The following is a 25,365-nucleotide window of genomic DNA, read 5'->3' on the forward strand; positions in this document are numbered from 1 at the left end:
CGGGCGCGGCACCGCCATGGAGAAGAGGACAGTTTCTGGCCGCTATGGCGGGGATCGTGGTCATATGGCGATGACCGTTCTCGACACCCGCGCGCTCAACCGCGCCACGCTCGCCCGGCAGTTGCTGCTCGACCGCGCCGACCTGCCGGTCCTCGACGCCGTCGCCCATCTGTGCGGGATGCAGGCACAGGAGCCGCAGGAGCCGTTCGTCGGGCTCTGGTCGCGGCTGCGCGGGTTCGACCCGGCGTCGCTGTCCGATCTGCTGGTACGGCGCGGCGTCGTGCGCACCCACCTCATGCGCCGCACCGTCCACCTGGTCACGGCCGACGACGTCGTGGCCTGGCGGGCCCGGCACGACGCCATGTTGCGCCAGAGGGTGCTCGGGGTCTACCGGCGCGAGCTGGCCGGAGTCGACCTCGACGAGCTCGCGGCGGCCGGCCGGGCCCTGATGGCCGACGGCGAACCCCGGACGATGGGCGACCTGGCCCGGACGATGGCCGAGCGGTGGCCGATGCCCGAACCCCGGCCGCTGGGCGAGATGCTGGTCTCCGCCCTCGTCCCGGTGGTGCAGCTACCGCCGCGCGGGATGTGGCGCGCCAAGGCGGGCGTGCGCAACGTCCCCATCCCCCTCTGGCTCGGGCGGGAGCTCGACCCGCCCGCGCGGACCGGGTCGGATCCGGTCGGCGAGACGCTCGTGCGGCGCTACCTGGCCGCCTACGGCCCCGCCGCCACGGCCGACCTGCGCGCCTGGTGCGGGCTGGCCGGCCTGCCGGCCGCGGTCGCCGCCGTGCGCGGGGAACTGGTCTCCTTCCGCGACGAGCGGGGCCGCGAACTGCTGGACCTGCCCGACGCGCCCCGCCCCGACCCCGGCACGCCCGCGCCGGTGCGGTTCCTGCCCGCCTTCGACAACGCGCTCCTCGGCTACGACGACCGCACCCGGATCGTCGACGACGCCCATCGCGGCGTGTCGATCGCCGGTGTCCGGGTCGTCCTGGTCGACGGCCGGGTCGCCGCCACCTGGACGGTCAAGGACGGCACCGTGACCGTCGCCCCGCTGCGCGACCTCTCCCGGGCCGACCGCGACGCGGTGGCCGAGGAGGGGGAGAGGCTCGCGTCGTTCCTCTCCGACGGTGAGCGGAGTGCCGTCCAGCTCGCCTGACCCCTCATTCGCAGTGGGTCGTGGCGTCTGCGCGTGCCTACCATGACGTATGGCCAGCGAATCCGCCGCGGTGACGCGGCGTCGCCGCGAGCAGCTCAGCGACTTCCTGCGCACCCGCCGGGCCCGGCTCACCCCCGGCGACGTCGGCATGGCGGTGGCGGGCCGACGCCGCACCCCGGGCCTGCGGCGCGAGGAGGTCGCCGTGCTGGCCGGGGTCGGGGTGTCCTGGTACACCTGGCTGGAGCAGGGCCGTGACATCAACGTCTCGGCCGAGGTGCTCGACGCGATCGGCTGCGCGCTGCGCCTGACCGAGCCCGAACGCGCGCACGTCTACCTGCTGGCCGGTCTCAACCCGCCCCGGGCGGGGGCCACCCGCGACGCGGAGATCACCCCGGAACTGCGCCGCCTGCTCGACACCTGGACGCCGCCCGCGATGCTGCGCGACCGCTACTGGAACCTGGTCGCGACCAACGACGCGGCGCAGCGCCTGTTCCGCTACGGCGACACCGACCACAACTGCCTGATCGCGTTCTTCACCAACGCCCGCTACCGGGCCATGCACGTGGAGTGGGAGTCGGTCGCGCCGGCCGTCGTGGCCGCCTACCGCGCCGACGCCGCGCACGCCCCCGACGACCCCGAGTTCGCCCGCGTGGTCGCCGACCTGAGCGCGGTGAGCCCGGAGTTCGCCGAACTCTGGATCCGCCACGACGTGGGCCCGCCGGTCCAGGCGATCAAGGCGATCCGGCATCCCGAGGCCGGAGACCTGTTCTTCGACATGACGACTCTGGTGGTGGTCGACCACCCGTCGTGGTACCTGGAGCTCTACAACCCCCGGTGAGGGTGGTGGTGCCAGACCCCGGATCACTGCGCACTGTTCGCCTCCGCCGCCCGTCGGCACGCTGGATCCATGACCCACACGTTCCACGGCAAGATCGCCCTCATCACCGGCGGCACCAGCGGCATCGGCCTGGCGACGGCCGAGAGGCTGGTGGCCGGCGGCGCCCACGTGATCGTCACCGGCCGTGACCAGACCAGGCTCGACGCCGCCGTCGGCCACCTGGACGGCGGCGACCGCGTGCTGGCCGTTCAGGGTGACGCCGCGCACCTGCCCGACCTCGACCGGCTGACGACCACGATCGAACGCCGGTACGGGCGGCTGGACGTCGTCTTCGCCAACGCGGGCACCGCCGTCTTCCAGCCGCTCGGCGAGGTCACCGAGACCGGCTTCGACCACGTCATGGCGACCAACGTCAAAGGCGTCTTCTTCACCGTCCAGAAGACCCTCCCCCTGCTCGCCGACCGGGCGTCGATCGTGATCAACGCCTCCTGGGCGCTGCACCGCGGCCTGTCCGGCGCCGCCCTGTACGCCGCGTCGAAGGCCGCCGTCCACAACCTGACCCACACTCTCGCGGCCGAACTGGGCCCGAGGGGCGTCCGCGTCAACTCCGTGAGCCCCGGCTACATCGAGACCCCGATGTTCCACGAACACATTTCGGCCGAAGCCGCGGCCGTCGCCCTGGCCTCGGTGGCCTCAGGCCGTCTCGGCACCCCGGGGGACGTCGCCGACGCGGTCGCCTTCCTCGCCTCCGACGCCGCGTCGTACGTCAACGGGCAGGACCTGATCGTCGACGGCGGCCTGGTGGCCGCCATCGCGGCGACCTAGGCGGCGCCGTCCATGGCCATCTCGGGCCAGAACTCCCGGTAGCGGCCGGAGTGGAAGACGAGCGGCTCCCCCTCGGCCCGCTGGTAGCTCTCCACCGCCCCGACGAAGATGTGGTGGTCGCCGCCGTCGTGGACGCGCTCCGTCCGGCAGACGAAGGTGGCCAGCGTCCCGGCGAGGATCGGCAGGGGAGCGGCGAGCAGGTCCACCCCGGCGAACTTGTCGGGGGAGGGCGTCGCGAACCGCCTCGACAGGTGGTCCTGGCCGGCGGCCAGGACGTTGACGACGAACCGTCCGGCCCGCAGGAAGACCGGCGCGCTGGGCGCCCGGTTCGACAGGCACCACAACACCAGCGGCGGATCGAGCGAGACGGAGGTGAAGGAGTTGACGGTCACCCCGGCCCGGTCACCCTCCTCGGTGGAGGTCGTGATCACCGCCACCCCGGTCGCGAACTGCCCCAGGGCCTCACGGAGCGCTCTCATGCCGCGACCCTCCTCAGGTAGGCCTCGGCCCGCTCGGCGTCCATGAACCACTCGGCGTAGTCGGAGGGGTCGTCGAACCCGTTGACGAACCGGTGGGCGACCTCGGGGTGCTGCCCGGCCGCGCCCAGGAGCGCCAGGTGGTGGGGTTCGGCCGGCGCCAGCAGGGCGTTGGTCCAGGCGGTGACGTGCTGGGCCTGGGCCCAGAAGCGGTCGAAGGTGGCCCGCATCCAGTCGGCGTCGAACGGCTGCGAGCCGCGCTCCATGATGGCCTGCAGATAGGTGGCGGCGCACTTGGCGGCGTTGTTGCTGCCCTGCCCGGTGATCGGGTCGTTGAGCACCACGACGTCGGCGACCCCGAAGATCGGCGCGCCGGAGGGCAACACGGCGACGGGGTGGCGCACCGTGGGGGCGAAGCGGCCGGTCAGCACGGCGTTGTCGTCGGTGAGCTCGATGCCGTCGCAGCGCTCGGCCTCCCACGGGAAGAACGTCTCCAGGATCTGCCGGCTGCGCGCCAGGTGCTCGGCGGGGCTCCGCACGTCGCCCCAGCAGTCCATGGGGCCGCCCGGCACGCCCTCGAACACCATGATCTCGCAGGGGCCGGTGTTCGTGAGGGCGGGGAAGACGAAGTACTCGCCCACACCCGGGAGCAGGTTGAAGCAGACCGCCGAGTGGTCGGGGCGCGGGGTCAGGCCGTTGACGTAGGTGACCGCGAGGGCGCGCTGCGGAGCGGCGTAGGGGGAGCGCCCGGGGTCGCGCTCGAACAGCGACGCGATCTGCCCCTTGCCCGCCGCGACGAGGACCAGGTCGTAGCGGGCGGCGTAGGTCTCCAGGTCTTCGGGGGTGGCGTCGTGCAGGACGAGCTTGCCGCCGAGCCGCTCGAACTCGCCCAGCCAGGCGGGCATCTTCAGCCGCTGGTCGACCGAGCGGGCCGGGGTGTCGAGGCGTCCGGCCCAGTCGAGTAACTTGCCGCCCTCCGGGCTCGGCACGGTGAGCGCGATGCCCTCGATGGGCGGGCAGAGGTCGGCCCACCAGTCGAGGCCGAGTTCGCGCTCATGGGCGAGCGCGGTGCCGAACATGCACTGGCCGGACATGACCCGGCCGTCGCGGATGTCCTCGGGGGTGCGGTTGGAGATCACGGTGACGTCGTAGCCCTGCTGGAGCAGGCCGATGGCCAGGTGGAGGCCGGCCTGCCCGGCGCCGACGATGAGGATGTCTCGCATGGTGGTGTGTCCTTTCGGTGTCAGTAGTGGAGGTGTTGCCGGCGCCTGACAAGAACGGTACGTTCGGCGCCGCCACCCCGGCCATCCACTGAGCGCGGATCTCATCCACCTGACGCGGGCCCTCTCCGCAGCGTCTCCGACGGCGGCAGCCCGTACTGCTCGCGGTACTGCGCGGCGAACCGCCCCTGGTGCAGGAACCCCCACCGGGCCGCCACCGTGGTCACCGTGACCCGGGCGGGGTCGGCAGCCTTGAGCTCGTCGTGCACCCGCGTCAGCCGCACCCGCCGGAGGTAGGCCATCGGGGTCAGCCCGAGATGCGCGCGGAAGCCCTCCTGGAGGGACCGGCCGCTGACCGCGACCGCGCCGGCGATGTCGGAGGTGGTCAGCGGGAGGTGCGCGTGCCCCTCGACGAACTCCATCGCCCGGCGCACCACCTTCGGCAGCGCGGGCTGCCTGGGCGCCGTCAGCCGCTCACGGTAGTTGGACGGCTGCATGGTCAGCAGCAGGCTGATCAGGGCGTTCTCCAGATGCGCGATGGCCAGCGGATGGCCGGTCAGCCCGTCGTCGCGTTCGCCCTCCCGGACGAGCAGGTCGGCCATGTCCCGCCACGACCGGCTCCAGCCGGTCGTCAGGTCCACGCCGAGGTCGAAGACGATCGGATCGCCGATGGGTTCGCCGAGCATCTGCTCCAGCGACCGCTCGATGGAGGCGCGCTCGAACTTGATGACGAGCTGGGGGCAGCCGGCCGCCCAGCGCATGTCGAGGTGGCGGGTCGGCGACGGCAGCGCGGCCAGCGCCGGGGTGGAGACGATCTCCCGGTCGCCGGCGCGGATGAGGCTCCGCCCGGCGAGCGGGATCATGACGAGGAAGAAGGTGTCGAGGTCACCCGGTTCGATGTGCACGTCGCCCCCGTAGTCGAGGTAGCTGACGCGGACCGAGCCGAGCTGGACGGAGTTGAACCGGGCCGACAGCAGGTTCGCATGCCCGGAAAGGTCCAGCCGGTGGGGGCAGAACACCTTGGCGACCTCGCCGCGGACCTCGTCGAGGTCGGAGCTGGCGAAGACGGCACGATTGCTGAGGAGCACACCCGATGATCGGCCTTTTCGGGCGTGGCGTTCCATGAAAAAAGACGCACACCTGGCGCTACATTTTCGGGACGGTTACGGTCTCGCCCGTTTCCGGCAGGACAGCGGCCGGTCACGGCTCCGACGGCGTGGTGAACTCGTCGGCCCACTGGAGCACGCGGTGGGCGCCCGCCCGTTCGGCCGTCTCCCGGGCCTCCGCGATCAGGTCGGCCGCGTCGCCGGGGCGGCCTTCGTCCCGTGCCAGGTAGGCCAGCCCGACCAGGTTCGCCGCCACCCCGGGGAGGAAACCCAGCTCGCGCCGCAGCCGGGTCGACTCCTCCAGCAGCTCCCGCGCCTCGGGCGTGCCCTTCGAGGCGAAGGCCAGGTGCCTCAGCGTGTACGCCAGCGTCTCCCGGTCGCCGGCGTCGGTCGCCAGGTCGCGGGCGCGCTCGAAGAAGGGCCGGGCCACGTCGTCCTCTCCGGCGACGACCTGGTGGTAGATGCCGACCCAGAACAGCGCCTCGGCCTCGCCCCGGATGTCGCCCAGGGAGTCGTAGAGGTCCACGGCGCGCTCGAACGCGGTGACGTCGCCGTCGCCCTCACCGGAGAGGTAGCGGGCGTGGGCGACGCGGCCGCGGGCGAGCATGAGGTCGGCCTCCACACTGTCGAGGGCCAGGTCGGCCATGTCGAGCGCGCCCTCGGTCCCGATGAAGACGGCCTGCTCGTACAGTGTCTTGGCGTTCTCGATACGTCCCATCCGCCGACCCTACGCCCGGGAGCACGAACCGCATGGGAATCACGTGCCAGTACCTCAACGTGCGTCCGGAGGAGATCGAACCCCTCCTGCGCCATCCCCAGCGGATCGACGAGATCATGGAGGACGTCGAGCGCGGCCTGAACATCGACAAGGCCTGGGACGGGCTGGCCGCCCTCCTCACGGACATGCCCGTCGACGTGGTCTTCGGCGGCACGCCGCTGGAGACGGGCCACGAGTTCCCCTACGGCCCGCCGCGCTACCTGTCGCCGGAGCAGGTCGTGATCGCGGCCGAGTCGCTCCCCGGCGTGTTGCGCTACGACGGGACGGCGATGACCGGCGTCTACCCGGGCGACGACGACGAGGACTACTACCGCCGCCACTACGCCGGGCTCTGGGAGTTCTTCTCCACCTGCGCCAAGAACGGCGACGCCGTCGTGGTCACGCTGTTGTGAAGCCGGCTAGAACCGGCGGCACTGGTCTTCCCTGTCGCCGCCGACCTTGTTGCCGCCCCCGGTCGGCCGGGGCGAGTTCTCCTTGCACTGAAGGTTGCCCTTCATCCTGTTGTCCGTGATCTGCGCGCCGCCCCTGTTCCCGACGACCTGGATCGACCCGCCCACCCGGTTGGAGTTCACCTTGAGGTGGCGCCGGTTGGCGTCGAGCTGGATGTCGGAGTCGATCCGCGACGAGGTGACGGTGGCCGCCCCGCCCTGCTTGACCTGGACGCTGCCCCTGACGTGAGACCCCGCGAGCACACTGACGGCCCTGGCGTTCTCACCCTGGACGTCGCCCTCCACCCTGATGCCCCGGGCGACCAGCGTGGCCCCCCGCTCGACCTTGAGCGTGCCCTTGATCCGGGTGCCGACCAGCGTGCACGTGGCCCCCGAGGGCACCCGCAGGTCGTCGACCGTGACGGCTCGCATCGTCTTCCGGCACGACCGCTCCTCGGCGGCCGCCGGCGCCACGAGCCCGACACCGCCGAGCACCGCGCCCAGCACGACCCCGCCCAGCAGAACCCTCTTGTCCATCGGAACCCCTCCCATCGGAAGCGGGCGATCCACCCGCCTGGGAAAGAGCTTCGAGGCCGGCGGTGAACCGTCCATGAGCCACTGATGAGCGGTCTCTCATCCGGGACCGCGAGGAGGGCCCGGCGCCGCCCGCGCCGGGCGGAAGCTTATGCCGCCGTCAGCCCGACCTGCTGGAGAACGCTCTCCCAATGACTTAATTCATGCCGTGGGATTTCCGCGATCACGGTGATGTGCTGCGACTTCTCTTCGAGAGAGCGCTCTTGTGAACGTATTGACTCGATCCAGTAACACGGTAAGGATTCGGCGTGTGCAGCCCTCCATGCGAAAGAGACGCTTCGCCGTCCTCAGTGGTTTGTCCCTGCTGTTAAGCGCCGTCGTCGCCTCACCGGGGCCCGCGACGGCCGCCGAACCCCCGGTCGCCGGTCCGCCCGCCCTGGAGAACGGGTGCGCGAAGATCGAGGAGACCCTCCCGACCTACAGCGACTGGCCGAAGGTCGAGAGCAAGATCGAGAAAGACCCGGCCATCGAGCGCAAGGTCGCCCGCCTCGTCGCCGACATGACCCTGGCCGAGAAGGTCGGCCAGATGACCCAGCCCGAGATCAGCGCGATCACCCCGGCCGAGGTGAAGCAGTACTTCATCGGGTCGGTCCTCAACGGCGGCGGGTCGTGGCCCGGCGGGAACAAGCACGCCGCGGTCGGGAGCTGGCTCGGCCTCGCCGACGCCTACTACGACGCCTCCGTGACGACCCGGACGAAGATCCCCGTGATCTGGGGCATCGACGCCGTCCACGGCAACAACAACGTCTACGGCGCGACGATCTTCCCGCACAACATCGGCCTGGGGGCCGCCGCCGACCCGTGCCTGATCCGCAAGATCAGCGAGGCCACGGCCGAACAGCTCCGCGTGACCGGCCAGGACTGGGCCTTCGCGCCCACCCTCGCCGTCGTCCGCGACGACCGCTGGGGCCGCACCTACGAGGGCTACGCCGAAGACCCCAACCTCGCCCGCGCCTACGGATACGAGGCCGTCCAGGGACTCCAAGACTCCAACTGGCGCCGCATGGGCAACCGCGGCGTCATCGCCACCGCCAAGCACTTCATCGGCGACGGCGGCACCCGCAACGGCGTCGACCAGGGCGTCAACCCGGCGTCCGAGGCCGAGATGATCAACGTCCACGGCCAGGGCTACTACGGCGCGCTCGCGGCCGGCGCCCAGTCGGTCATGGTGTCGTTCAACAGCTGGACCAACCAGGACCTCGGCATCGACGAGGGCAAACTGCACGGCAGCAAGAAGGCCATCACCGACATCCTCAAGGGCAAGATGGGCTTCGACGGCCTGGTCGTGTCCGACTGGAACGGCATCGGCCAGGTGGCCGGCTGCACCAACGCGAGCTGCGCCCAGGCGATCAACGCCGGCATGGACATCGTGATGGTCCCCAACGACTGGAAGGCGTTCATCGCCAACACGATCGCCCAGGTCGAGTCGGGCGAGATCGCCATGTCCCGCATCGACGACGCCGTCACCCGCATCCTGCGCGTGAAGTACCGCGCCGGCATCTTCGACGGCCGCAGGCCCTCCGACCGGGTGCTCGCCGGCGACGAGTCGCGCCTCCAGGCCACGAAGCTGGCCCGCGAGGCCGTGCGCAAGTCGCAGGTGCTGCTGAAGAACAACGGCAACGTGCTGCCGCTCGCCAAGGACACGAAGGTCCTGGTCGTCGGCAAGAGCGCCGACAACCTGCAGAACCAGACCGGCGGCTGGTCGCTGACCTGGCAGGGCACCGGCAACACCAACGCCGACTTCCCCAACGGGACGACCATCCTCGCGGGCCTCCGCCAGGCCCTCGGCACGTCCAACGTGACCTTCAGCGAGAGCGCCGACGGGGTCGACCCGTCGCAGTTCGACGCCGTGATCGCCGTCCTCGGCGAGACCCCCTACGCCGAGGGCGTCGGCGACCTGGCCAGGCGGACCCTCGAAGCGGCCAAGCTCTACCCCGGCGACCTGGCCGTCCTCGACAAGGTGGCCGGCAAGGGCGCTCCCGTCGTGACCGTCTACGTCACCGGCCGTCCCCTCTACGTCAACAAGGAGCTCAACCGCTCCGACGCCTTCGTGGCCGCCTGGCTCCCCGGCACCGAGGGCGGCGGCGTCGCCGACGTGCTGGTCGGGCGGCACGACTTCACCGGCAAACTCTCCTACTCCTGGCCCAAGAGCGCCTGCCAGTCGCCGCTGAACCCGGGCGACCCCGGCTACGACCCGCTGTTCCCGGCCGGCTACGGACTCACGAACGGCCAGACCGGCGACGTCGGCACACTCGACGAGACCTCCCACGAGTTCCCCTCGTGCACCTCGACGGGCGGCGGCGGCACGGCCACCGAAGACCTGGAGGTCTTCGTCCGGACCGACGTGGCGCCGTACAAGAGCTTCATCGGCTCCCCCGAGAACTGGGGCGGCACCGAGATCGGCCCCGACGGCGCCGCCGCCCACGCCAACATCAACACGACGCCCGCCGACGTGAACGTCCAGGGCGACGCGCTCAAGGTGACCTGGACCGGCGGCGGCCCCGGGCAGGTCTACTACCAGAACCCCGCCGGAGGCTCTGACCTGCGGGGATACCTCAACGCCGACGCCGCCCTGGTGTTCGACACCATCGTCCACTCGGCGCCCGCGGCCCGGACGGTGATCAGCGCCCACTGCGTCTACCCGTGCTTCGCCGAGGTCGTCGCGACGAACCTGTTCACCGAACTGGCCGGCGACGGCAAGTCGACGGTGAAGATCCCGGTGTCCTGCTTCGCGAACGGCCTCGACTTCGAGAACGTGAACACGCCCTTCCTGGTCTACACGGAAGGGGCGTTCTCGGCGTCGTTCGCCAACGTGCGCTGGGTACCGCAGGCGGCCGACGACCCCGACGCGCTGGCGTGCTCCGACCTGTCCTAGCCGAACGAAGAGCCGGGCCGGTCCTGACGACCGGCCCGGCTTCTTTCCGCGCGCCGAGGTCCCGCTCATGGCCGCCGCTCGTTCGGAGCCCCCGGGTCCCGCTCATGGCCGTCTTCTTTACGGCTCCCGCCCACCCGGCAACGCCACGACCGGCCTGCGTCACCACTACATCGAACGGCGGCTCCGGCGAAGGGCCAAACCGGTCAGAGCGGCGGCGAGCACCGTCACGCCGATGAGCGTGATCACTCGGCCGTCGGGCCCGGCCGAACCCCCGCCACCGGTCGCGACACCGCCCAGGGGGGTTTCGATCTCCTCGACGAAGGTCTCATAGATCGTCGGCACGGTCGTCACGGTCTGGGTGACGTCGACCGGATCAGGGTCGACCGTTCGGGTGACGGTCATGGTCGGAATCGGGGTGCGAGTGCCACTCGGTGTCGGTGTCGGTGTCGGTGTTGGAGTGGGTGTCGGCGTCTGTGTCGGACTCGGGGTGGTGGTCGACCCGCCATCGCCGACGACGATGCGGTAGGTGGTGAGGTCGTCCTTGTTGTGGACGTCGCACTCGATCAGCGGGTCTGACGCCGTGAGGCCGAAGTTGATCGCGGCCGGACGGACGACACCCGTTCCCTCGCCCGGCGGTGTCGAGTTCACGCGGGTGGTGCCCGCAGGGAGCGTGATCTCTCCACCGGCCGTCACCGGGCCGACGACCACACCCTCTCCGGTGCCCGAGGTGAATCGGGGGAACTGGCTGATGCCGACATAGGCGTACATCTTCGTTCCGGCAGGAAGCGCGGTGGTGGGACGGATCCTGCTGGAGTCGGCATAGGTCGCGCGGTGCTGGAAGGCCAAGGAAACGCCCGGCTGAGCGCCGGTGGGCATGGTGAGCTCGACGCGGATTCTCACGATCTGAGCGGTTTCGCCATCGGCGGCGCACTCGTATTCGACGATGTCGGTCGCGGCGTAGGCGGGTGGACAGAGCGCCACAAGGCCCATCAAGCCGACTGACGCGAATAAGGCCCGTCGAATGCGCACCGCTACTCCTCGTTTCCGCAAAGGCGTATAGGGAGACGGCCCGCCTCGTTCTGTGGTTGACGATGACTCGTGAATTGTCATCTGCCCCAACAGGTCTGTCGGCGGGGGTCGATCTCCCCGACGCGACCTGTGGATTCGCCTGAGTCCCACCCGTTGAAAACCAGTGGCGCCCCGCCGCGGCCGGTCGATTCACTGTGCGGCGGGTTTCCGCACACCGAGGAGTTTCATGTACGCAGTCACCGCCGCCACCGGCCAGCTCGGCCGCCTGGTTCTCGACCGGCTCAAGGGTGACGTGGTCGCCGTCGTGCGGGATGCGTCCCGTCTCCCAGCGGGTGTCGAGGCGCGGCACGGCGACTACGACGACCCCCACAGCCTCCGGGCGGCGTTCGCCGGGGTCGACCGGCTGTTGCTGATCTCCTCCCCGGAACTCGACGCCGCCCGCCGGACCGCCCAGCACCGCAACGTGCTCGACGCCGCCGTGGCGGCGGGCGTGACCGCCGTCGTCTACACGAGTTTCCTCGGCGCCGACACCGTCGCGACCGGGATGACCGAGGCCCACCACGCCACCGAGCAGGCGATCGTCGCGAGCGGGCTGGCGTACACGATCCTGCGCAACCCCTTCTACGGCGAGGCCTTCCTGCCGCAGGTCAGCGACGGTGTCGTCCGGAGCAGCACCGGCGGCCGTGGCCTGAACACCGCCTTCCGCGACGACCTCGCCCAGGCGGCGGCGAACGCCCTGACCGGCGAGGGCCACCTGGGCCGCGCCTACGACCTGACGGGGCCGCTGTGGACCTACCCGGAGGTCGCCGAAGCCCTCGGCGTCGCCTACGAGGAGGTGCCCGACGCGGGGCCAGGACCGATGGCCTGGCTGAACGGGCTGGTCAGAGCGGGCGCGCTCGAACGCCAGACCGGCGACCTGGAGTCGCTGCTGGGCCGCCCGGCGGAGACGGTGGTCGAACGGCTGACCGCCTGATCGACGTGGTTCTGGACCACTCGGCGTACGGGCCGGGGAGCTTCTAGGGTGCGGTGGCGTGAGAGTCGTCACCGCGTATGCCAGCGTTCCGGCCGATCGGTTCGGCGCCGAACCTCCGGAGCCGGAGTTCGACATCGACAAGGCCGGTGACGACCTCGCCGCCTGCTGGCCGGCGCGCCCCACGACGTCATCGACGGTGAGTGGCTCACGGCCGAGCAGGTCAGGGCCTCGGCCGGCTACCTGGCCGCCACTCCCTGGGAGTCGCTCGACCACGGCCTGCCCGACCACGAGGCCGACTACGTCAGGGATCATTACGAGCGGCTTCGGGTGTTCTTCGCCCAGGCCGCCGAGGCGGGGCACGCCGTCGTCATCGTCCAGAGCTGAGCCGGTCGCACCAGGCGATCAGTTCGGCGCGCAGCGGGGCCGCCCGGCCCGCGAACTCCCGCTGCGTCGCCGCGTATGTCGTGCGGCCTTCGGCCGTCTCGATCGGGATCGGCTCGTAGCCGAGGTGCCGCAGGTCGTAGGGGCTGGCGCGCATGTCGACCGCCCGGATGTCCCACGCCAGCTCGAAGCAGTCGGCCACCAGTTCGCCGGGGACCAGGGGGGAGAGTTTGACCGCCCACTTGTAGAGGTCCATGTTGGCGTGCAGGCAGCCGGGCTGTTCCGTCGCGGGCTGGAGTTCGCGGGAGAGCGGCAGGGTGTTCAGGGGCCGGGCGGGTTCGGTGAAGAAGCGGTAGGCGTCGAAGTGGGTGCACTTCAGCGGCCGTTCCTCGACGGCCGCGGCGACCCGCTGCGGAGACAGGCGGAGGGGCTGGGAGGAGTGCCGGATCTCGTCGGTCCGGTAGACCATGGCCCATTCGTGCATGCCGAAGCAGCCGAACTGGCCGGCCCGGGAGGCGGTGCGCCGCATTAGGTCGGCGATCCAGGTGATCGAGTCGAGGCGGCGGGCGACCAGGTCGGCGACGTCGAGGGTCTGGCCGCCGGGGACGGCGACGTATCCGGTGCCGAAGTCGGCCGCGCCTGCCAGCACGGTGAACGCGCCGGGGTGCCAGCGCCGCAACCGGCTGGGGCGGTAGCCGTAGTAGCTGAACAGGAAGTCCTCGACCGGGTGGGTCTGGGATCGCCTGCGGCGTTCGAGGTGGGGCTCGATCCACGCGTCCACCCGTGCGTGGTGGGCCTCCTGGCGGGCCCGCCACTCTCGCTCGTCCAGCCTCGTCACGCGCATCATGCTAGACATGCGACGTACTTATGTGGTCACCGGAGGAGGCCGGGGAATCGGCCGGGCCGTCGCCGAGCGGCTGTCCCGCGACGGCCGGGTGGTGGTGGTCGGTCTCGATCCGGGGCCGGTCGGCATCCCCGTGCGGGGCGACGTGGCCGATCCGGCCGTCGCCGAGAGGGCCGCCGACCTCGCCGAGGAGCACGGCGATCTCGTCGGCTGGGTCAACAACGCGGCGATCTTCCGTGACGTGTCGCTCCACGCCGATCCGCCCCGCGAGGTCCTCGACGTCATCGGGCTCAACCTGAATCCCGTCGTCGTCGGGTGCGCGGCGGCGATCAGGAGGTTCCTGCCGAGGAACCGGGGGGCGATCGTCAACGTCTCCTCCCACCAGGCGCAGCGGCCGGTCAGGGGGGCCACGGCCTATTCGACGGCGAAAGCCGCCGTCGAGGGCCTGACGAAGGCGCTGGCCGTCGACTACGGGCCGCACGGCGTCAGGGTCAACGCGGTCGCGCTGGGATCGATCTGGACCGAGCGATATGCCGCGTACACGCGGGAGAACGCTCGGGCGGAGGAGGAGATGCGCCGTCTCCACCCACTCGGGCGGGTCGGCCGTCCGGAGGAGGTGGCCGGCGCCGTCGCCTACCTGCTCTCCGACGCCGCCTCGTTCGTCAGCGGGGCCGTCGTCCCGGTCGACGGCGGGCGATCGGTGCTCGGGCGTGATCCCGAGGAGCTCTAGGCGGCGGGACGTTCAGGAGGCGTACTGCCGCACCGCCACCTGACGGCCCGCCTCGATCTCCTCGGCCGTCGCCGTTCCCGACGCCTCGATCGCGGCGACCCACGCCGCCACCGTGGCCTGCCCGTATTCGGGGGTGGCCGGGCCCCGCACCTCCTTGCCGGTGAGGAAGAGCTCCAGCGCCAGGAACGCCTCGTCCCAGCCGGGGCCCACCCAGAGCGCGCCCGCGCCGCTCTGGGCCATCGCGACCGGCACCGAATGGGTCAGTTCGAGGGTGGTCGCGTCGTCCTTCGCGGTCAGGGTGACCGTCACGATGCTGGTCTCGTCGCCGTAGGTCACTTTCAGCGACGGCTTCTCGCAGGTCAGGATCGTGCCCCCGGCCCCGCCCTCGGTGGCGAACGTGCCGCCGGGCCGCAGGTCGCCGCTGACCGGGAAGAACCAGCGCTTGAGGCGTTCGGGGTCGGTCAGGGCGTCCCACACGTCGTCGACGGGGGAGGGGAAGTCGCGGCGCAGCACGACGGCCACGGTCTCGTCGTCGCGGGTGACCTCGCGGGAGGTCCAGCCGATGTCGATCATTTCTTCCTCCTCGTGCGGGCCAGCTCGGTCTCCAGGGCGTCGAGGCGCTGGGACCAGAAGCGGCGGAATGGTTCGAGCCACACGTCGACCTCCCCGAGCGGGGTGGAGTCGACGACGTAGAGGCGTCGGGTGCCCTCGGCGCGCACGGTCGCGAAGCCGCTCTCGCGCAGCACCCGCAGGTGCTGCGCCACGGCCGAATGCGAGATCCCGAACTCCGCCCGCACGGTCGCGGTGATCGCACCCGAGGTCTGCTCGCCTTCGCTGAGCAACTCGATGATGCGGCGGCGGACGGGATCGCCCAACACGTCGAAGGCGTTCACGTGGCGACTATGTCAGGCGTTCCTTATATAAGTCAACACCGGTTCTTAACGGCTCCGCCGACCCTGAGACCAGGCCGCCCCCGGGCCGAGCCGGGCAGTAGACGGGCCGCTCAGGTCGTACACCCGCAATGGAAAAGGGCCCGCGCGGGGAACGCGGGCCCTTTTCGGCTATCTGTGGCTAGCCCTTGTAGCGGGGTGCCTGGCGGTCACCCGGCAAGCAGAACTCCCCGGTGAAGAAGGTGCTCTCCGGCACGCAGCGCCACATGCTGGGGTTGGTGTAGCTGGGCGCGAGGCGGTCGTCGATCGCCTGCTCCAGCGCGTAGCCGCCCGCCAGCAGCTTCGCCTCGGAGAAGGCGCCGCCGATGAGGGTCACCCCGATGGGGTTGCGGCCCGCCGAGCTGGCCTGCACGCCATACCCGGCCGGGATGGTGAGCGCGGGGTAGCCGGCGCGGTCGGCGTAGCCGATCACGTTGCTGCCGCTCGGGACCAGAATCAGGTCGTACGAGCTCAGGACCGAGTCCAGGACCGCCTGGTTGGCGGCCTTGCCGTTCGCCAGGTCGGCCGTGTACTTGGTGTTGGTCGCGGGGTCGGACAGGTCGACCGCCTGGGCGGCAAGGAGCTGACCCTGCTGGTACTTCAGGCCCTCGACCGGGTTGGCGACGTTGTAGTCGATGATGCTCTGCAGCGTTGTGCCGGGCCTGGTCTCGGCCAGGTAGGCGTTGAGGTCCCGCTTGAACTCCGTCGCGACGACCGAGTCGGTCGCGGCCGGGGTGGCGATCGAGACCTGGGTGACGGTCGCGCCGAGGCCCTGGAGCTTGGCGATCGCCTCCTGGTAGGGGGCGCTCGTGCTCGACACCACGGCGATCTTCTTGCCCGCGAGGGCGTCTGCCTTCAGGTCCTTCGTGTAGTCGACCGGGGCGGCCGGGTCGGCGATCACGTTCAGGATCGTCGCGGCGTCGCCGACGCTGCGGGCGATCGGGCCGGGGGCGTCCTGCGACTTGGCCACCGGCAGCACGCCGTCGGTGCTGACCAGGCCGACGGTCGGCTTGAGGCCCACCACGCCGGCCGCGTCGGCCGGGGCGAGGAGCTGCGCCGAGTCGGGCGAGGTCTCCATGCCGATCGTGATCGCGGCCAGACCCGAGGCGGTGGCCGCCGCGGCGCCGGCCGACGAACCCGCCGGGGTCTTGTCGGTGTCGTTCGGGAGCAGGACCTGGCCGCCGAGCGAGGAGTAGCCCTTGGGCAGGTTGGCGTCGAAGACGCCGTTCAGCTCGGTGACGTTGGTCTTGCCGAGCACGATCGCGCCCGCGGCCTTCAGCTTCGCCACGATGGCGGAGTCGTCGGCCGGCTTGGTGCCCTGGAGGGCGATCGAGCCGCCCGTGGTCGCCAGCGACGCGGCGTCGATCGTGTCGTTGACCAGCACCGGCAGGCCCCAGAGGGCGGGCCGCGGCGGGCGCTTGTCATAGGCGCTGGTGGGCGCGCCGGTGCGGTACTTGTGCCGCTCCTGGTCGAGCTTGCGGGCCTGCTTGATCGCGTCGGCGTTGATCTCGCGCACGGCCTGGATCGCCGGGCCCTCGGCGTTGGTCAGCGCGATCCGGTCTAGGTAGGCGCGGGTGAGCTCCTCGGCCGACACCTCGTCGGCGTTCAGCCTGGCCAGCAGGCTGGTGGCCGTCTCGGTCTCCAGCGAGAAGCCGAGCGGGCGGGAGTCGTAGCCGGTGACCTTGAGAACCGCGTCGTAGTCGGGGTTGCAGCCACCGCGCTCGGCGAACGGCGGGGCCGGGGTCGTCTTCGCGCAGCGGTACATGCTCGGGTTCACGAGGCTGGCCGGCTGGCGCAACTTGGTGGCCTGCTCGATGACGTAGGCGACGCCGAGGAGGTCGAACTCGTCGTAGGCGGCGCCGTGGACCTGCACGTTCTGGGCGCGCCGCTGGGTCGCGGTGTAGCCCATCGGGATCGTGATCGTCGGGTAGCCGGCCTGCGGGGCGCTCGGCGTGCTGCCCAGGATGGCGATCACCGGGTCGGCGGGCTGCGCCGGGTCCGAGTTGGTGTAGGTCATCATGTCGTCGATGGCCTTGTGCCAGGCGGCCTTACGGATCGCCAGATTCGTCCGGTAGAGCTGCTCGTTGGCCCCGCCCGGGGTCACGTCCGACTGCGACGCGTTCAGGTGGGAGTTGTTGCCGAACTTCAGCGCCTGGTGCGCCTCGGCCTGGTTGACCTGGATCTCCTGGAGGAGCGACTTGATCGGCGCCTGCGGGCCCAGCCGCTCGTAGTAGGAGTCGATGCTCTTGTGCTGCTCGTACCCGGTGGGCAGCGCGGGCAGCGATGGGATGGTCGCCGTCGGGCGGGGCACCATGACGGCGCCGGCGGCCACGAGGGCGTCGTACGCGATCTTGAGCGGGCTGCCCTCGGTGAGGTTGCCGTTGTAACCGATCTTCTTGCCGGCCACGAAGTTCAGGTCGAGGGCCTTCATGTAGTCGGGCAGCGTGGCGGGCAGCGCCGGGATGATGCCCTTCTCGATGTAGTCGTCGCCGAACATGGCCTTGTAGCCGGCGTCGGCCACCGGGTCGGGCCCGGCGATCGAGGCCAGCGTGAGCGCGGCGTCGGAGACGGTCCGCACCATCGGCCCGGCGATGTCCTGCGAGGCCGAGATGGGCGCGATGCCGTACCCGGGCACGAGACCCACGGTCGGCCGCAGGCCCACGAGCGACTGCGCGTTCGACGGCGAGATGATCGAGCCGGAGGTCTCGGTCCCGATGCCCAGCGTCGACAGGGCCGCGGCCATCGCCGCGCCGGTGCCCGACGACGACCCGGAGGGGTTCTGGTCGGCGTCGATGCCGTTGATGACCTGGCCGCCGTAGTTGCCGAAGCCGGAGGGCTGGTTGCCGAAGCTGTTGGCGTACTCCGACAGCCCCACCTTGCCGAGGATCACGACACCGTGTTCCTTCAGCTTCTTGGTGATGCCGGCGTCGGTGGCCGGGAACGACTGCCGGAGCGACCAGTTGTTCGCCGTCGTGGCCATGCCCTCGACGTCGATGAGGTCCTTCAGCAGGATCGGCAGCCCCATGGCCGGGCCGAGCGACTTGCCCTTCTTGCGCAGGCGGTCGTACGCCTCCGCTTCCTTCAAGGCGTTGGGGTTGAGGTCGGTGACCGCGTTGAGCCCGGGGCCGCGCTTGTTGAGCGCGGTGATCCGGTCGATGTACGCCTTGGTCAGCTCGACCGAGGTGAGCTTGCCGGCGGCCATGAGGGAGATGGCCTCGGCGCCGGTCAGCGTTTCGAGGTCGAGCTCGACCTTGGCGGCTGCCGGTTGTGCGTGGAGTGTGACGAGGGTGAGGGAGAGAGTAGTGAGGGAGATCAGGACTTTGCGCACCACGTGCTCCTTGAGGAACCCGGTAATGCGGGGGACGCTATAGATCACCCGTTACGGTGATATGTCATATATGTTCCCTGGGCGAAACTGCCCGTACTGATGGGTTTAAAGGACGTCCGAGACCCTGGAACCTTCCATCACGATTAGGGTGGGCGACCATGGATGACCAGCAGCAACGTCGTCTGTCGATGATCGGCGTCGGCGAGTCGGGCGATGACTCCCTCTCTGAGCGGGTCGAGGAGGTCCTCGCGGAGCGCTTCTCCGGGCCGGTGATCACCACGATCTCGACCCGAGAGGTCTACCGGAACCCCTGGATGAGCGTCCGTGAAGACGAGATCGAGCACCCTGACGGCACGCCGGGCGTCTACGGCTACATCCAGCGGGCCGACTTCGTGCTGGTCATCCCTGAAGAGAACGACGGTTTCCATCTCGTCGAGGAATATCGCTACCCCATCCGGCGACGCTCTTGGAGCTTCCCGCAGGGCTCGGCGGAGGCACCGACCCGCCAGGACGAGGCGCGGACCGAGTTGGCGGAGGAAACGGGGCTCCGGGCCGACGACATGCGGTTCCTCGGGCGACTCGACAACTCCCACGGCTTGAGCGACCAGTCGATGCATGTCTTCGTGGCAACGGGTCTCACCCCTGGCGAGACCGCGCGTGAGGCGACGGAACAGGACATGCGCCAGAAGTGGGTGTCACGCGCGCAATTCGAGCAGATGATCCTGCGCGGCGACGTTACCGACGCGTCATCTGTGGCGGCCTACGGCCTGCTGCGGCTGCGCGGCTGAGCTCAGGAGGCGTCCGGGCGCAGCACCGCCCGCAGGTTCTCCAGAACCGACGGGTCCTCGATCGTCGAGGGCACCGGTTCCTGGCGGCCGTCGGCGATGGCGCGCATGGAGCGGCGCAGGATCTTACCCGAGCGGGTCTTCGGCAGGGCCGGGACGATCGCCACGTCGCGGAAGGCCGCCACCGGGCCGATCTCGCGCCGGACCGCGTGAACGAGGTCGTCGACGAGCCGGGCAGGCGAGATGTCGGCGCCCGCCTTGAGCACCACCAGCCCGAGCGGGACCTGCCCCTTGACCCGGTCGGCCACGCCGATGACCGCGCATTCGGCCACGGCCGGGTGGGCGGCGAGGACCGTCTCCATCGTCCCGGTCGACAACCGGTGGCCGGCGACGTTGATCACGTCGTCGGTGCGGCCCATGACGTACAGGTAGCCGTCGTCGTCGAGGAAACCGCCGTCGCCCGTCAGGTAGTGGCCCGGGTAGCGGGTCAGGTATTCGCGGATGTAGCGCTCGTCGTCGTGCCACAACGTCGGCAGCGACCCCGGCGGCAGGGGGAGTTTGAGGGTGATCGCGCCGTCGTCCTGGACGCGGACGTCCCAACCGGGCAGCGGGACCGTCGCCGAACCCGGCTTGGTCGGCAGGGACTCCAGGCCGCGGGGGTTGGCGGCGATGGGCCAGCCCGTCTCGGTCTGCCACCAGTGGTCGACGACCGGCACGCCCAGGCGCTCGCCGGCCCAGTGGTAGGTGTCGGGGTCGAGGCGTTCCCCGGCCAGGTAGAGGGCGCGGAAGGTCTTCAGGTCGCCGATCATGGCGCCGTCGGGGTCGACGCGTTTGATCGCCCGCAGGGCGGTGGGCGCGGTGAACAGGGTGACCACGCCGTGTTCGGCGACGACCCGCCAGAACGCCCCGGCGTCGGGGGTGCCGACGGGCTTGCCCTCGTACAGGACGGTCGTGGCGCCGATCAGGAGAGGGGCGTACACGATGTAGCTGTGCCCGACCACCCACCCCACATCGGAGGCCGTCCACCAGACCTCGCCCGGCGCGATGTCGTAGACGTTCAGCATCGACCAGGCCAGCGCGACCGCGTGGCCGCCGGTGTCGCGGACGATGCCCTTCGGGCGGCCGGTCGTGCCCGACGTGTAGAGGACGTAGAGCGGGTCGGTCGCCTTCATCGGCACCGGATCGGCCGGTGACGCGGTCGAGATCAGCTCGAACCAGTCGACGTCGCGCTCGTCCATGCGGGCGACCCCCTGGTCGCGCTGGAGCATGACGATGACGTCGGGCCGGTGCCGGGACAGTTGGAGGGCCTGGTCGATGATCGGCCGATATTCGACGGTACGGTTCGGCTCAAGCCCGCACGAGGCCGCCACGATGGCCTTGGGGGCGGCGTCGTCGATGCGGGCGGCCAGCTCACGCGGCGCGAACCCGCCGAACACGACCGAGTGGATCGCCCCGATCCGCGCGCAGGCCAGCATCGCGATCACGGCCTCGGGCACCATCGGCATGTAGATCACGACCCGGTCGCCCACGCCGACCCCGAGCGACCTGAGCCCACCGGCGAACCGGGCGACCTGGTCTGTGAGCTGCTCGTAGGTGAGACGTTTGACCTGCCCGGTCATCGCGCTGTCCCAGATGAGCGCGGTCTGCTCACCCCGGCCGCCGGCGACGTGCCGGTCGAGGCAGTTGTACGCGGTGTTCAGCTCCCCGTCCGGAAACCAGCGGTAGAGCGGCGCGGCCGAGTCGTCGAGCGCCCGGGTAGGCGGCACGACCCAGTCGACCGCACGGGCGGCCTCCAGTCAGAACGTCTCCGGATCGGCCAGGCTGCGCCGGTACACGTCTCGATAGTCGGCCATGAACTTCACAGTACGCCTGCCGGATTCCAGGGTCAGGATGGACATATGAGTCTTTCTGATACAGAACTCGCGATCGCTGCTGCCGAAGCGGGCGCCGCCGTGGTCCGCTCCCTTTACGGCAAGCCGGTGCCCCGATACGACAAGACGTCCGTCGACTTCGCCACCGCCGCCGACCTGGAGGCCGAACAGGCCATCCTGGACGTGATCAGGGAACACCGCCCCGGCGACGCCTTCCTCGGCGAGGAGACCGGCCTGACCGGCTCGTCCGACCGGACGTGGATGGTCGACCCTCTGTGCGGCACCCTGAACTTCGCCGCCCAGACCCCCTTGATCGCCGTCAACGTGGCCCTGCGGGCCGGGGGCCGGGACGTGGCCGCCGCGGCGGCCGACCCGATCAGCGGGGAGGTCTTCTGGACCGACGGCGTCCGCGCCCAGGTGGGCGACGAGCTTTTGACCCCGTCGCCCGCTTCGAAGCTGGTCGACTTCAACCTCGACCCGCCCTACGGGGACCTGCTGTCGGTGATCAAGGCCCCTGGATTCGCCGAGAGGTTCAGCCCTCGGGTGTTGTCGACGTCGTTGGCCTGTTTCTGGGTGGCGGCGGGCCGGCGGGCGGCCTATCTGAGCGACGGCGACAAGCGGGACAGCGTGCACTTCGCGGCGGCGCTGGCGGTGTGCCGGGCGGCCGGGTGCGTGGTGACCGATCTCAACGGGGGGCCGTTCGAGACGGGGGAGGGGCTGCTGGTGGCGGCGGACCGGGAGACGCACGCGGCGCTGCTCGGAATGATGCCGCGCTAGTCGTAGATTGAACGCCCGCCGCCTTCGTGTGGCGGCGGGTTTCATACGAACGTGCAATTATTTAGCGGCACTGAGTCAGGTCGTCGGCGGAGAACCTCGTTTCACGACCGCGGCGATGCGGTTGGCTGCCTCCAACGGGTCCTCGTGCTCCCAGACCCGAATGACCGTCCATCCCGCCTCGTTCAGCAGTTGGTCGGTTTCCCTGTCCCGTCGGCGGGTTCCGTCGACCTTGGCGGCCCAGAACCCCCCGTTCGTTACCGCGACAGTGTGGTGATCGGGGCAGCCGTGCCAGAAGCAGCCGTCCATGAAGACCGCTACCTTGGCTCTGGTGAACACGATGTCCGCGGTTCGGCGAACGGCCTTCAGGGGTCGGTATGACACGCGATATCGCAGGCCCTGGGCGAAGACCGCGCGCCGGAGGGCCAGCTCGGGCTTGGTGTCCCGGCCCTTGTTGCTGCGCATGCTGGCCCGCACTCCCGGGCTCGACGCCCAAGAGGCCGTTGCGGCCACCTTCTTCTCGCTCACTTCACGCCTTGAGTTTCATTGCGGAGTTGGTGTTCAGTATCGACCTGATCATTCTGGTCGAAGTATCGCAAGGAGGACCCCATGGTTAGGCCAATCCGCACACTCGACCTGTTCGCGGGTGCGGGAGGGCTGGCACTCGGCTTTGAGGCGGCCGGGTTGGGGTTCGAAACCGTCTTCGCGGTCGAAATCGATCGCGACGCGGCGGTGACCTTCAAGAATCATTTCCAGTGCGATGTGCACATGGGGCCCATTTCGACGGTATCCAACTATCCAGACGCTGATGTGATCATTGGTGGTCCACCCTGCCAGGGGTTCAGCGCCCTCGGGCGTGATCGCAGTGATGAGAGCCGGGCGCTGATCAACGAACTGTGGCGCGACTACGTCGACGCTGTCATCGCAGTCCGCCCGAAGGCGTTCGTGATCGAGAACGTGCCGCAGTTCCACCGATCCCCCCAGTTCGCCGAGCTGCTCCGGCGAATGGAGGAGGACCCGGTTCTTCGCGGCTACCGATCTCGTTACGGGGTGTTGAACGCCGCCGACTATGGCGTACCCCAGGCCCGCAGACGGGGCATCTTCATCGCTGTCGAGGGGGCCGAAGAAATCCCTTGGCCGCCACCTCCGACGCACGGACCGCTGTCCGAAAGTCGCAGACGCCACCGGACGGTCAGAGACGCCATCGGTGATCTGCCCCGCAATCCGTTACATCTGGAACCCGACTACCTGGGTGACCGCCAGGACCTGCACTTCCGGCGCAACGTCACGCAGATGTCCCTCGATCGGTACGAGGCCATTCCGCCGGGTGGCAACCGGTTCGACCTGCGACGCAATCGACCGGACCTGGAACCCCCTTGTTGGGCCAAAAAGCCCACGGGAACCAGCGACGTCATGGGTCGACTCCACTGGGACCAGCCGAGCGTGACGATCCGCACCGAGTTCTTCAAGCCGGAGAAGGGGCGTTACCTGCACCCCGAGGAACATCGCCCGATCACCCACCGGGAGGCGGCACGGTTGCAGAGCTTCCCGGATTCGTTCTTCTTCGAGGGAAACAAACTCTCGATCGCTCGACAGATCGGCAACGCCGTGCCGCCAATGCTCGGTACCGCGCTGGCCCGGTTCGTACACCGAGTCGCGTTCAGCGGGAGGCGCTGACGCGGGTGGGGGCGTCCCTGTAGATGTCCATGAAGAGCTCGACCAGGTCCCGCACCGAAGTCGCGGGCGCTTCGCCGTCGTCCGGTCCCTCGGGTAGGGAGTCGAATGGCACGAACACGCCGTTGGAGTCGTCCATCCAGTCTCGACTCGCGTCGTGGTCTCGAGGTGAGTCGGGCGCGAGCGCCTCGTAGACCAGGGTCGTCGCGGCGGCGTTGACCGCTTGGGCGAGCACGTTGACCTCCTTGCTCGTCACGGCGACCCCGCCCGCCACCATCCGCAGCAGCGCCTGGGCCGTCGGGCGGTGGAGCGTGATCCGCAGGCCGAGAATGGTGTTCAGCACGTCCTGGTGGCCGCATGCGGTGAGGACGGGCGTGTAGTCGCACCCGTCCCGAAACAACTCGGCCGCCCACCAGAGACGAGTGAAGCCCTGCGCGTCGAAGGGGCCTACGAACCGATTGCGATTGATCTTTTGGAGACGCCCCTCGCCGTGTCCGCGGCCTGGGAAGCGCCAGGCGACGTAGTCGGGGGCGATCCGCATGGCCAGGTGGTTCCACAGGGCCGGGTCGGAGGCCTCCGCCCTGGTGAGTCGCAGTGTCGCGTGAAGACGTGGAGCGAGCCACGCGTCCGAGTCGGTTCGGTTCTCGGCGAAACGGCGAATCGTCTCGTCGATCAGCGACCGGATGGGGGCAGATCTCCGACCGGTTGGAGTCGACACCTTGTCGATCGCCGCGAACGGCATGCCTTCCCTGCCCTCCAACACGGCGGGCGTGAGCATCTTGGCCGCGACCTCGACGGGCAACAGTGCCAGCCGGTCCGGGACGTCGATCACTTCTCCTCCTGCGGCCTGCCGCGGATCGCGCGGATGTAGGCACCGAGGGCGGCCGACATCCTGGCCTGCTTGGCCGCCGCGTGCAGTACACGGCTGCGCAGTTCACCGGCGTCGGTGGTGGAGAGTTCGCGAAGGGCGTCGTCGGGGGACCGGTCGGTGTACATGTCGGGAAGCATGCGCCGGAGCACGGTCTCCCTCCATCCGCCCGGCCAGTCGCGTACGCCTTGGGCGGCGGCGTCGAACAGGACGTTCCAGGTGTCCATGGCGATTCTGCCGGCAAGCGCCTCCTTCGCGGGGCGGTCGGCCGGGGCACGGCTTTCCAGAAGCAGACGAAGACCCTCGAAGCCGCTGTTCAGGTAGAGCGTCGGTGTGTCGCCAGAGGTGTCCACGACCCAAGGGTCGGTTCGATAGACCCGTAGCCAGGGATGGGCCTCGTCGTTGAAGTCAACCCAGCGGGTCACCAGGTCGTCCCGCTTGACCGGAATGTGTGCATGGAGGTCGATCGTCCAGTGGTCGTCCGTACCCGCGATCTCCCGTCCGGCGACCCCGTCGACGGTCGCCACCAGGGTCGCGGTCAGTTCCGCCTTACCAACGTGGTCGTCGCGGTGCAACTCGATCTGTCCGCTCCACGCGCCGAGCTCGGAGGTCATGGGCAACCGGGTGGTTGTGTGGGTGTTGGTGCGCCGTTCGGTCAGCGACACCACGCACGACATGCTCCGCCACGGCCCGGCGTTGAGTTCCGCCGCCGGACCGCGCACGGTCACGTTCATTCGTGCCGTACACCAGTCGGCGTGCCGAAGATGGTGCAGCGCCACCGTTCGGTTCGACGAGGAGATCATCTCGTAGGGCAGCGACACGTCGTCCAGCCGAACGGCCTCGACTTCCAGCGCCAGGGCACCGACGACCACCGGATAGG

The 25,365-nt window shown here is 70.0% G+C and carries 25 protein-coding genes; 11 read left to right on the forward strand and 14 right to left on the reverse strand.

The genetic code is table 11. The features are described 5' to 3' along the window. Positions 1–70: 70 nt before the first annotated feature. From AW273_RS30625 to AW273_RS30635, 3 genes are all read left to right on the forward strand, one after another. On the forward strand, positions 71–1,159 hold the full coding sequence (locus AW273_RS30625) for a winged helix DNA-binding domain-containing protein (protein ID WP_062355879.1): 1,089 nt from the start codon (positions 71–73) through the stop codon (positions 1,157–1,159). Between the two features lie 49 nt (positions 1,160–1,208). Further along, the gene (locus AW273_RS30630; RefSeq protein ID WP_062355784.1) at positions 1,209–1,997 is read left to right on the forward strand and encodes a helix-turn-helix transcriptional regulator; all 789 of its coding nucleotides are present in this window, start codon (positions 1,209–1,211) and stop codon (positions 1,995–1,997) included. Between the two features lie 69 nt (positions 1,998–2,066). Continuing rightward, positions 2,067–2,822 (forward strand): glucose 1-dehydrogenase, encoded by a 756-nt coding sequence (locus AW273_RS30635; protein WP_062355787.1) that lies wholly within the window; start codon positions 2,067–2,069, stop codon positions 2,820–2,822. On the opposite strand, the gene AW273_RS37590 is transcribed toward AW273_RS30635, so the two are convergent. From AW273_RS37590 to AW273_RS30655, 4 genes are all read right to left on the reverse strand, one after another. Beyond that, positions 2,819–3,301, reverse strand: coding sequence for a flavin reductase family protein (locus tag AW273_RS37590; protein ID WP_062355789.1), 483 nt, complete (start codon positions 3,299–3,301; stop codon positions 2,819–2,821). The two genes, AW273_RS30635 and AW273_RS37590, sit on opposite strands and share 4 nt — an antisense overlap. Further along, entirely contained in the window at positions 3,298–4,521 is a 1,224-nt protein-coding gene (locus tag AW273_RS30645) for a styrene monooxygenase/indole monooxygenase family protein (protein WP_062355791.1), read from the reverse strand. Before AW273_RS30645 ends, AW273_RS37590 begins: the two co-directional genes overlap by 4 nt. A gap of 101 nt (positions 4,522–4,622) precedes the next feature. Continuing rightward, the gene (locus AW273_RS30650) at positions 4,623–5,606 is read right to left on the reverse strand and encodes an AraC family transcriptional regulator (protein ID WP_232327676.1); all 984 of its coding nucleotides are present in this window, start codon (positions 5,604–5,606) and stop codon (positions 4,623–4,625) included. Positions 5,607–5,718: 112 nt separating this feature from the next. Beyond that, complete coding sequence (locus AW273_RS30655) at positions 5,719–6,342, reverse strand: hypothetical protein (protein ID WP_062355797.1); 624 nt, start codon at positions 6,340–6,342, stop codon at positions 5,719–5,721. A gap of 32 nt (positions 6,343–6,374) precedes the next feature. On the opposite strand from AW273_RS30655, the gene AW273_RS30660 reads away from it, so the two are divergent. Next, a complete protein-coding gene (locus AW273_RS30660) occupies positions 6,375–6,794 on the forward strand; it encodes a DUF1877 family protein (protein ID WP_062355800.1) in 420 nt (139 codons plus the stop codon). A 6-nt stretch (positions 6,795–6,800) separates the two neighbouring features. Here the strand turns inward: AW273_RS30660 and AW273_RS30665 are convergent, their stop codons facing one another. Continuing rightward, on the reverse strand, positions 6,801–7,367 hold the full coding sequence (locus AW273_RS30665) for a hypothetical protein (protein ID WP_062355803.1): 567 nt from the start codon (positions 7,365–7,367) through the stop codon (positions 6,801–6,803). A 352-nt stretch (positions 7,368–7,719) separates the two neighbouring features. Between AW273_RS30665 and AW273_RS30670 the strand changes: the two genes are divergently transcribed. Beyond that, entirely contained in the window at positions 7,720–10,299 is a 2,580-nt protein-coding gene (locus AW273_RS30670) for a glycoside hydrolase family 3 protein (RefSeq protein ID WP_062355806.1), read from the forward strand. A 165-nt stretch (positions 10,300–10,464) separates the two neighbouring features. Here AW273_RS30670 and AW273_RS37595 read toward each other — a convergent pair whose 3' ends face one another. Then, positions 10,465–11,328, reverse strand: a complete 864-nt coding sequence (locus AW273_RS37595; protein WP_157556348.1) for a hypothetical protein — start codon at positions 11,326–11,328, stop codon at positions 10,465–10,467. Positions 11,329–11,554: 226 nt separating this feature from the next. Here AW273_RS37595 and AW273_RS30680 point away from each other — a divergent pair, with 226 nt between their 5' ends. Both AW273_RS30680 and AW273_RS39430 read left to right on the forward strand, forming a co-directional pair. Next, entirely contained in the window at positions 11,555–12,301 is a 747-nt protein-coding gene (locus AW273_RS30680) for an NAD(P)H-binding protein (protein ID WP_062355810.1), read from the forward strand. A 276-nt stretch (positions 12,302–12,577) separates the two neighbouring features. Next, positions 12,578–12,685 (forward strand): DUF1877 family protein, encoded by a 108-nt coding sequence (locus AW273_RS39430; protein WP_369409268.1) that lies wholly within the window; start codon positions 12,578–12,580, stop codon positions 12,683–12,685. Here AW273_RS39430 and AW273_RS30685 read toward each other — a convergent pair. Then, positions 12,669–13,526 carry a 3-methyladenine DNA glycosylase gene (locus tag AW273_RS30685; RefSeq protein WP_198168446.1) on the reverse strand — a complete coding sequence of 286 codons (858 nt, stop codon included), beginning with the start codon at positions 13,524–13,526 and terminating at the stop codon, positions 12,669–12,671. The two genes, AW273_RS39430 and AW273_RS30685, sit on opposite strands and share 17 nt — an antisense overlap. Before the next feature lie 10 nt (positions 13,527–13,536). On the opposite strand from AW273_RS30685, the gene AW273_RS30690 reads away from it, so the two are divergent. Continuing rightward, positions 13,537–14,256 carry an SDR family NAD(P)-dependent oxidoreductase gene (locus AW273_RS30690; protein WP_062355816.1) on the forward strand — a complete coding sequence of 240 codons (720 nt, stop codon included), beginning with the start codon at positions 13,537–13,539 and terminating at the stop codon, positions 14,254–14,256. Between the two features lie 12 nt (positions 14,257–14,268). On the opposite strand, the gene AW273_RS30695 is transcribed toward AW273_RS30690, so the two are convergent. From AW273_RS30695 to AW273_RS30705, 3 genes are all read right to left on the reverse strand, one after another. After that, entirely contained in the window at positions 14,269–14,829 is a 561-nt protein-coding gene (locus tag AW273_RS30695) for an SRPBCC family protein (protein WP_062355819.1), read from the reverse strand. Beyond that, entirely contained in the window at positions 14,826–15,149 is a 324-nt protein-coding gene (locus tag AW273_RS30700; protein ID WP_062355822.1) for an ArsR/SmtB family transcription factor, read from the reverse strand. Before AW273_RS30700 ends, AW273_RS30695 begins: the two co-directional genes overlap by 4 nt. Before the next feature lie 178 nt (positions 15,150–15,327). Continuing rightward, positions 15,328–18,513: an amidase family protein gene (locus tag AW273_RS30705; RefSeq protein WP_157556350.1), complete on the reverse strand. Its 3,186-nt coding sequence runs from the start codon at positions 18,511–18,513 to the stop codon at positions 15,328–15,330. A gap of 158 nt (positions 18,514–18,671) precedes the next feature. On the opposite strand from AW273_RS30705, the gene AW273_RS30710 reads away from it, so the two are divergent. After that, complete coding sequence (locus tag AW273_RS30710; RefSeq protein WP_232327677.1) at positions 18,672–19,301, forward strand: NUDIX domain-containing protein; 630 nt, start codon at positions 18,672–18,674, stop codon at positions 19,299–19,301. A 2-nt stretch (positions 19,302–19,303) separates the two neighbouring features. On the opposite strand, the gene AW273_RS30715 is transcribed toward AW273_RS30710, so the two are convergent. Further along, positions 19,304–21,094, reverse strand: a complete 1,791-nt coding sequence (locus tag AW273_RS30715) for an AMP-binding protein (RefSeq protein WP_232327680.1) — start codon at positions 21,092–21,094, stop codon at positions 19,304–19,306. A 102-nt stretch (positions 21,095–21,196) separates the two neighbouring features. Here AW273_RS30715 and AW273_RS30720 point away from each other — a divergent pair, with 102 nt between their 5' ends. Next, positions 21,197–21,946 (forward strand): inositol monophosphatase family protein, encoded by a 750-nt coding sequence (locus tag AW273_RS30720; RefSeq protein ID WP_062355829.1) that lies wholly within the window; start codon positions 21,197–21,199, stop codon positions 21,944–21,946. 75 nt (positions 21,947–22,021) lie between these two features. On the opposite strand, the gene AW273_RS30725 is transcribed toward AW273_RS30720, so the two are convergent. Continuing rightward, on the reverse strand, positions 22,022–22,408 hold the full coding sequence (locus AW273_RS30725) for a very short patch repair endonuclease (protein ID WP_062355832.1): 387 nt from the start codon (positions 22,406–22,408) through the stop codon (positions 22,022–22,024). A gap of 144 nt (positions 22,409–22,552) precedes the next feature. Between AW273_RS30725 and AW273_RS30730 the strand changes: the two genes are divergently transcribed. Continuing rightward, a complete protein-coding gene (locus AW273_RS30730; protein WP_062355835.1) occupies positions 22,553–23,620 on the forward strand; it encodes a DNA cytosine methyltransferase in 1,068 nt (355 codons plus the stop codon). Here the strand turns inward: AW273_RS30730 and AW273_RS30735 are convergent. After that, the gene (locus tag AW273_RS30735) at positions 23,604–24,449 is read right to left on the reverse strand and encodes a DUF6339 family protein (protein ID WP_063910162.1); all 846 of its coding nucleotides are present in this window, start codon (positions 24,447–24,449) and stop codon (positions 23,604–23,606) included. The two genes, AW273_RS30730 and AW273_RS30735, sit on opposite strands and share 17 nt — an antisense overlap. Then, the gene (locus AW273_RS30740) at positions 24,446–25,357 is read right to left on the reverse strand and encodes a hypothetical protein (RefSeq protein WP_157556352.1); all 912 of its coding nucleotides are present in this window, start codon (positions 25,355–25,357) and stop codon (positions 24,446–24,448) included. The genes AW273_RS30735 and AW273_RS30740 overlap by 4 nt, the downstream gene beginning before the upstream one ends. Positions 25,358–25,365: the final 8 nt, after the last annotated feature.

The organism is Herbidospora yilanensis (genome assembly GCF_001570565.1).
GTDB classification, from domain to species: domain Bacteria; phylum Actinomycetota; class Actinomycetes; order Streptosporangiales; family Streptosporangiaceae; genus Herbidospora; species Herbidospora yilanensis.

What these genes read in the sequence shown, in the direction of transcription:
- AW273_RS30625 (WP_062355879.1), top strand. Translation starts at nt 71, where the DNA reads ATGACCGTTCTCGACACCCGCGCGCTCAACCGCGCCACGCTCGCCCGG.
- AW273_RS30630 (WP_062355784.1), top strand. Translation starts at nt 1,209, where the DNA reads ATGGCCAGCGAATCCGCCGCGGTGACGCGGCGTCGCCGCGAGCAGCTC.
- AW273_RS30635 (WP_062355787.1), top strand. Translation starts at nt 2,067, where the DNA reads ATGACCCACACGTTCCACGGCAAGATCGCCCTCATCACCGGCGGCACC.
- AW273_RS37590 (WP_062355789.1), bottom strand. Translation starts at nt 3,301, where the DNA reads ATGAGAGCGCTCCGTGAGGCCCTGGGGCAGTTCGCGACCGGGGTGGCG.
- AW273_RS30645 (WP_062355791.1), bottom strand. Translation starts at nt 4,521, where the DNA reads ATGCGAGACATCCTCATCGTCGGCGCCGGGCAGGCCGGCCTCCACCTG.
- AW273_RS30655 (WP_062355797.1), bottom strand. Translation starts at nt 6,342, where the DNA reads ATGGGACGTATCGAGAACGCCAAGACACTGTACGAGCAGGCCGTCTTC.
- AW273_RS30660 (WP_062355800.1), top strand. Translation starts at nt 6,375, where the DNA reads ATGGGAATCACGTGCCAGTACCTCAACGTGCGTCCGGAGGAGATCGAA.
- AW273_RS30665 (WP_062355803.1), bottom strand. Translation starts at nt 7,367, where the DNA reads ATGGACAAGAGGGTTCTGCTGGGCGGGGTCGTGCTGGGCGCGGTGCTC.
- AW273_RS30680 (WP_062355810.1), top strand. Translation starts at nt 11,555, where the DNA reads ATGTACGCAGTCACCGCCGCCACCGGCCAGCTCGGCCGCCTGGTTCTC.
- AW273_RS30685 (WP_198168446.1), bottom strand. Translation starts at nt 13,526, where the DNA reads ATGCGCGTGACGAGGCTGGACGAGCGAGAGTGGCGGGCCCGCCAGGAG.
- AW273_RS30690 (WP_062355816.1), top strand. Translation starts at nt 13,537, where the DNA reads ATGCGACGTACTTATGTGGTCACCGGAGGAGGCCGGGGAATCGGCCGG.
- AW273_RS30695 (WP_062355819.1), bottom strand. Translation starts at nt 14,829, where the DNA reads ATGATCGACATCGGCTGGACCTCCCGCGAGGTCACCCGCGACGACGAG.
- AW273_RS30710 (WP_232327677.1), top strand. Translation starts at nt 18,672, where the DNA reads ATGGATGACCAGCAGCAACGTCGTCTGTCGATGATCGGCGTCGGCGAG.
- AW273_RS30720 (WP_062355829.1), top strand. Translation starts at nt 21,197, where the DNA reads ATGAGTCTTTCTGATACAGAACTCGCGATCGCTGCTGCCGAAGCGGGC.
- AW273_RS30725 (WP_062355832.1), bottom strand. Translation starts at nt 22,408, where the DNA reads ATGCGCAGCAACAAGGGCCGGGACACCAAGCCCGAGCTGGCCCTCCGG.
- AW273_RS30730 (WP_062355835.1), top strand. Translation starts at nt 22,553, where the DNA reads ATGGTTAGGCCAATCCGCACACTCGACCTGTTCGCGGGTGCGGGAGGG.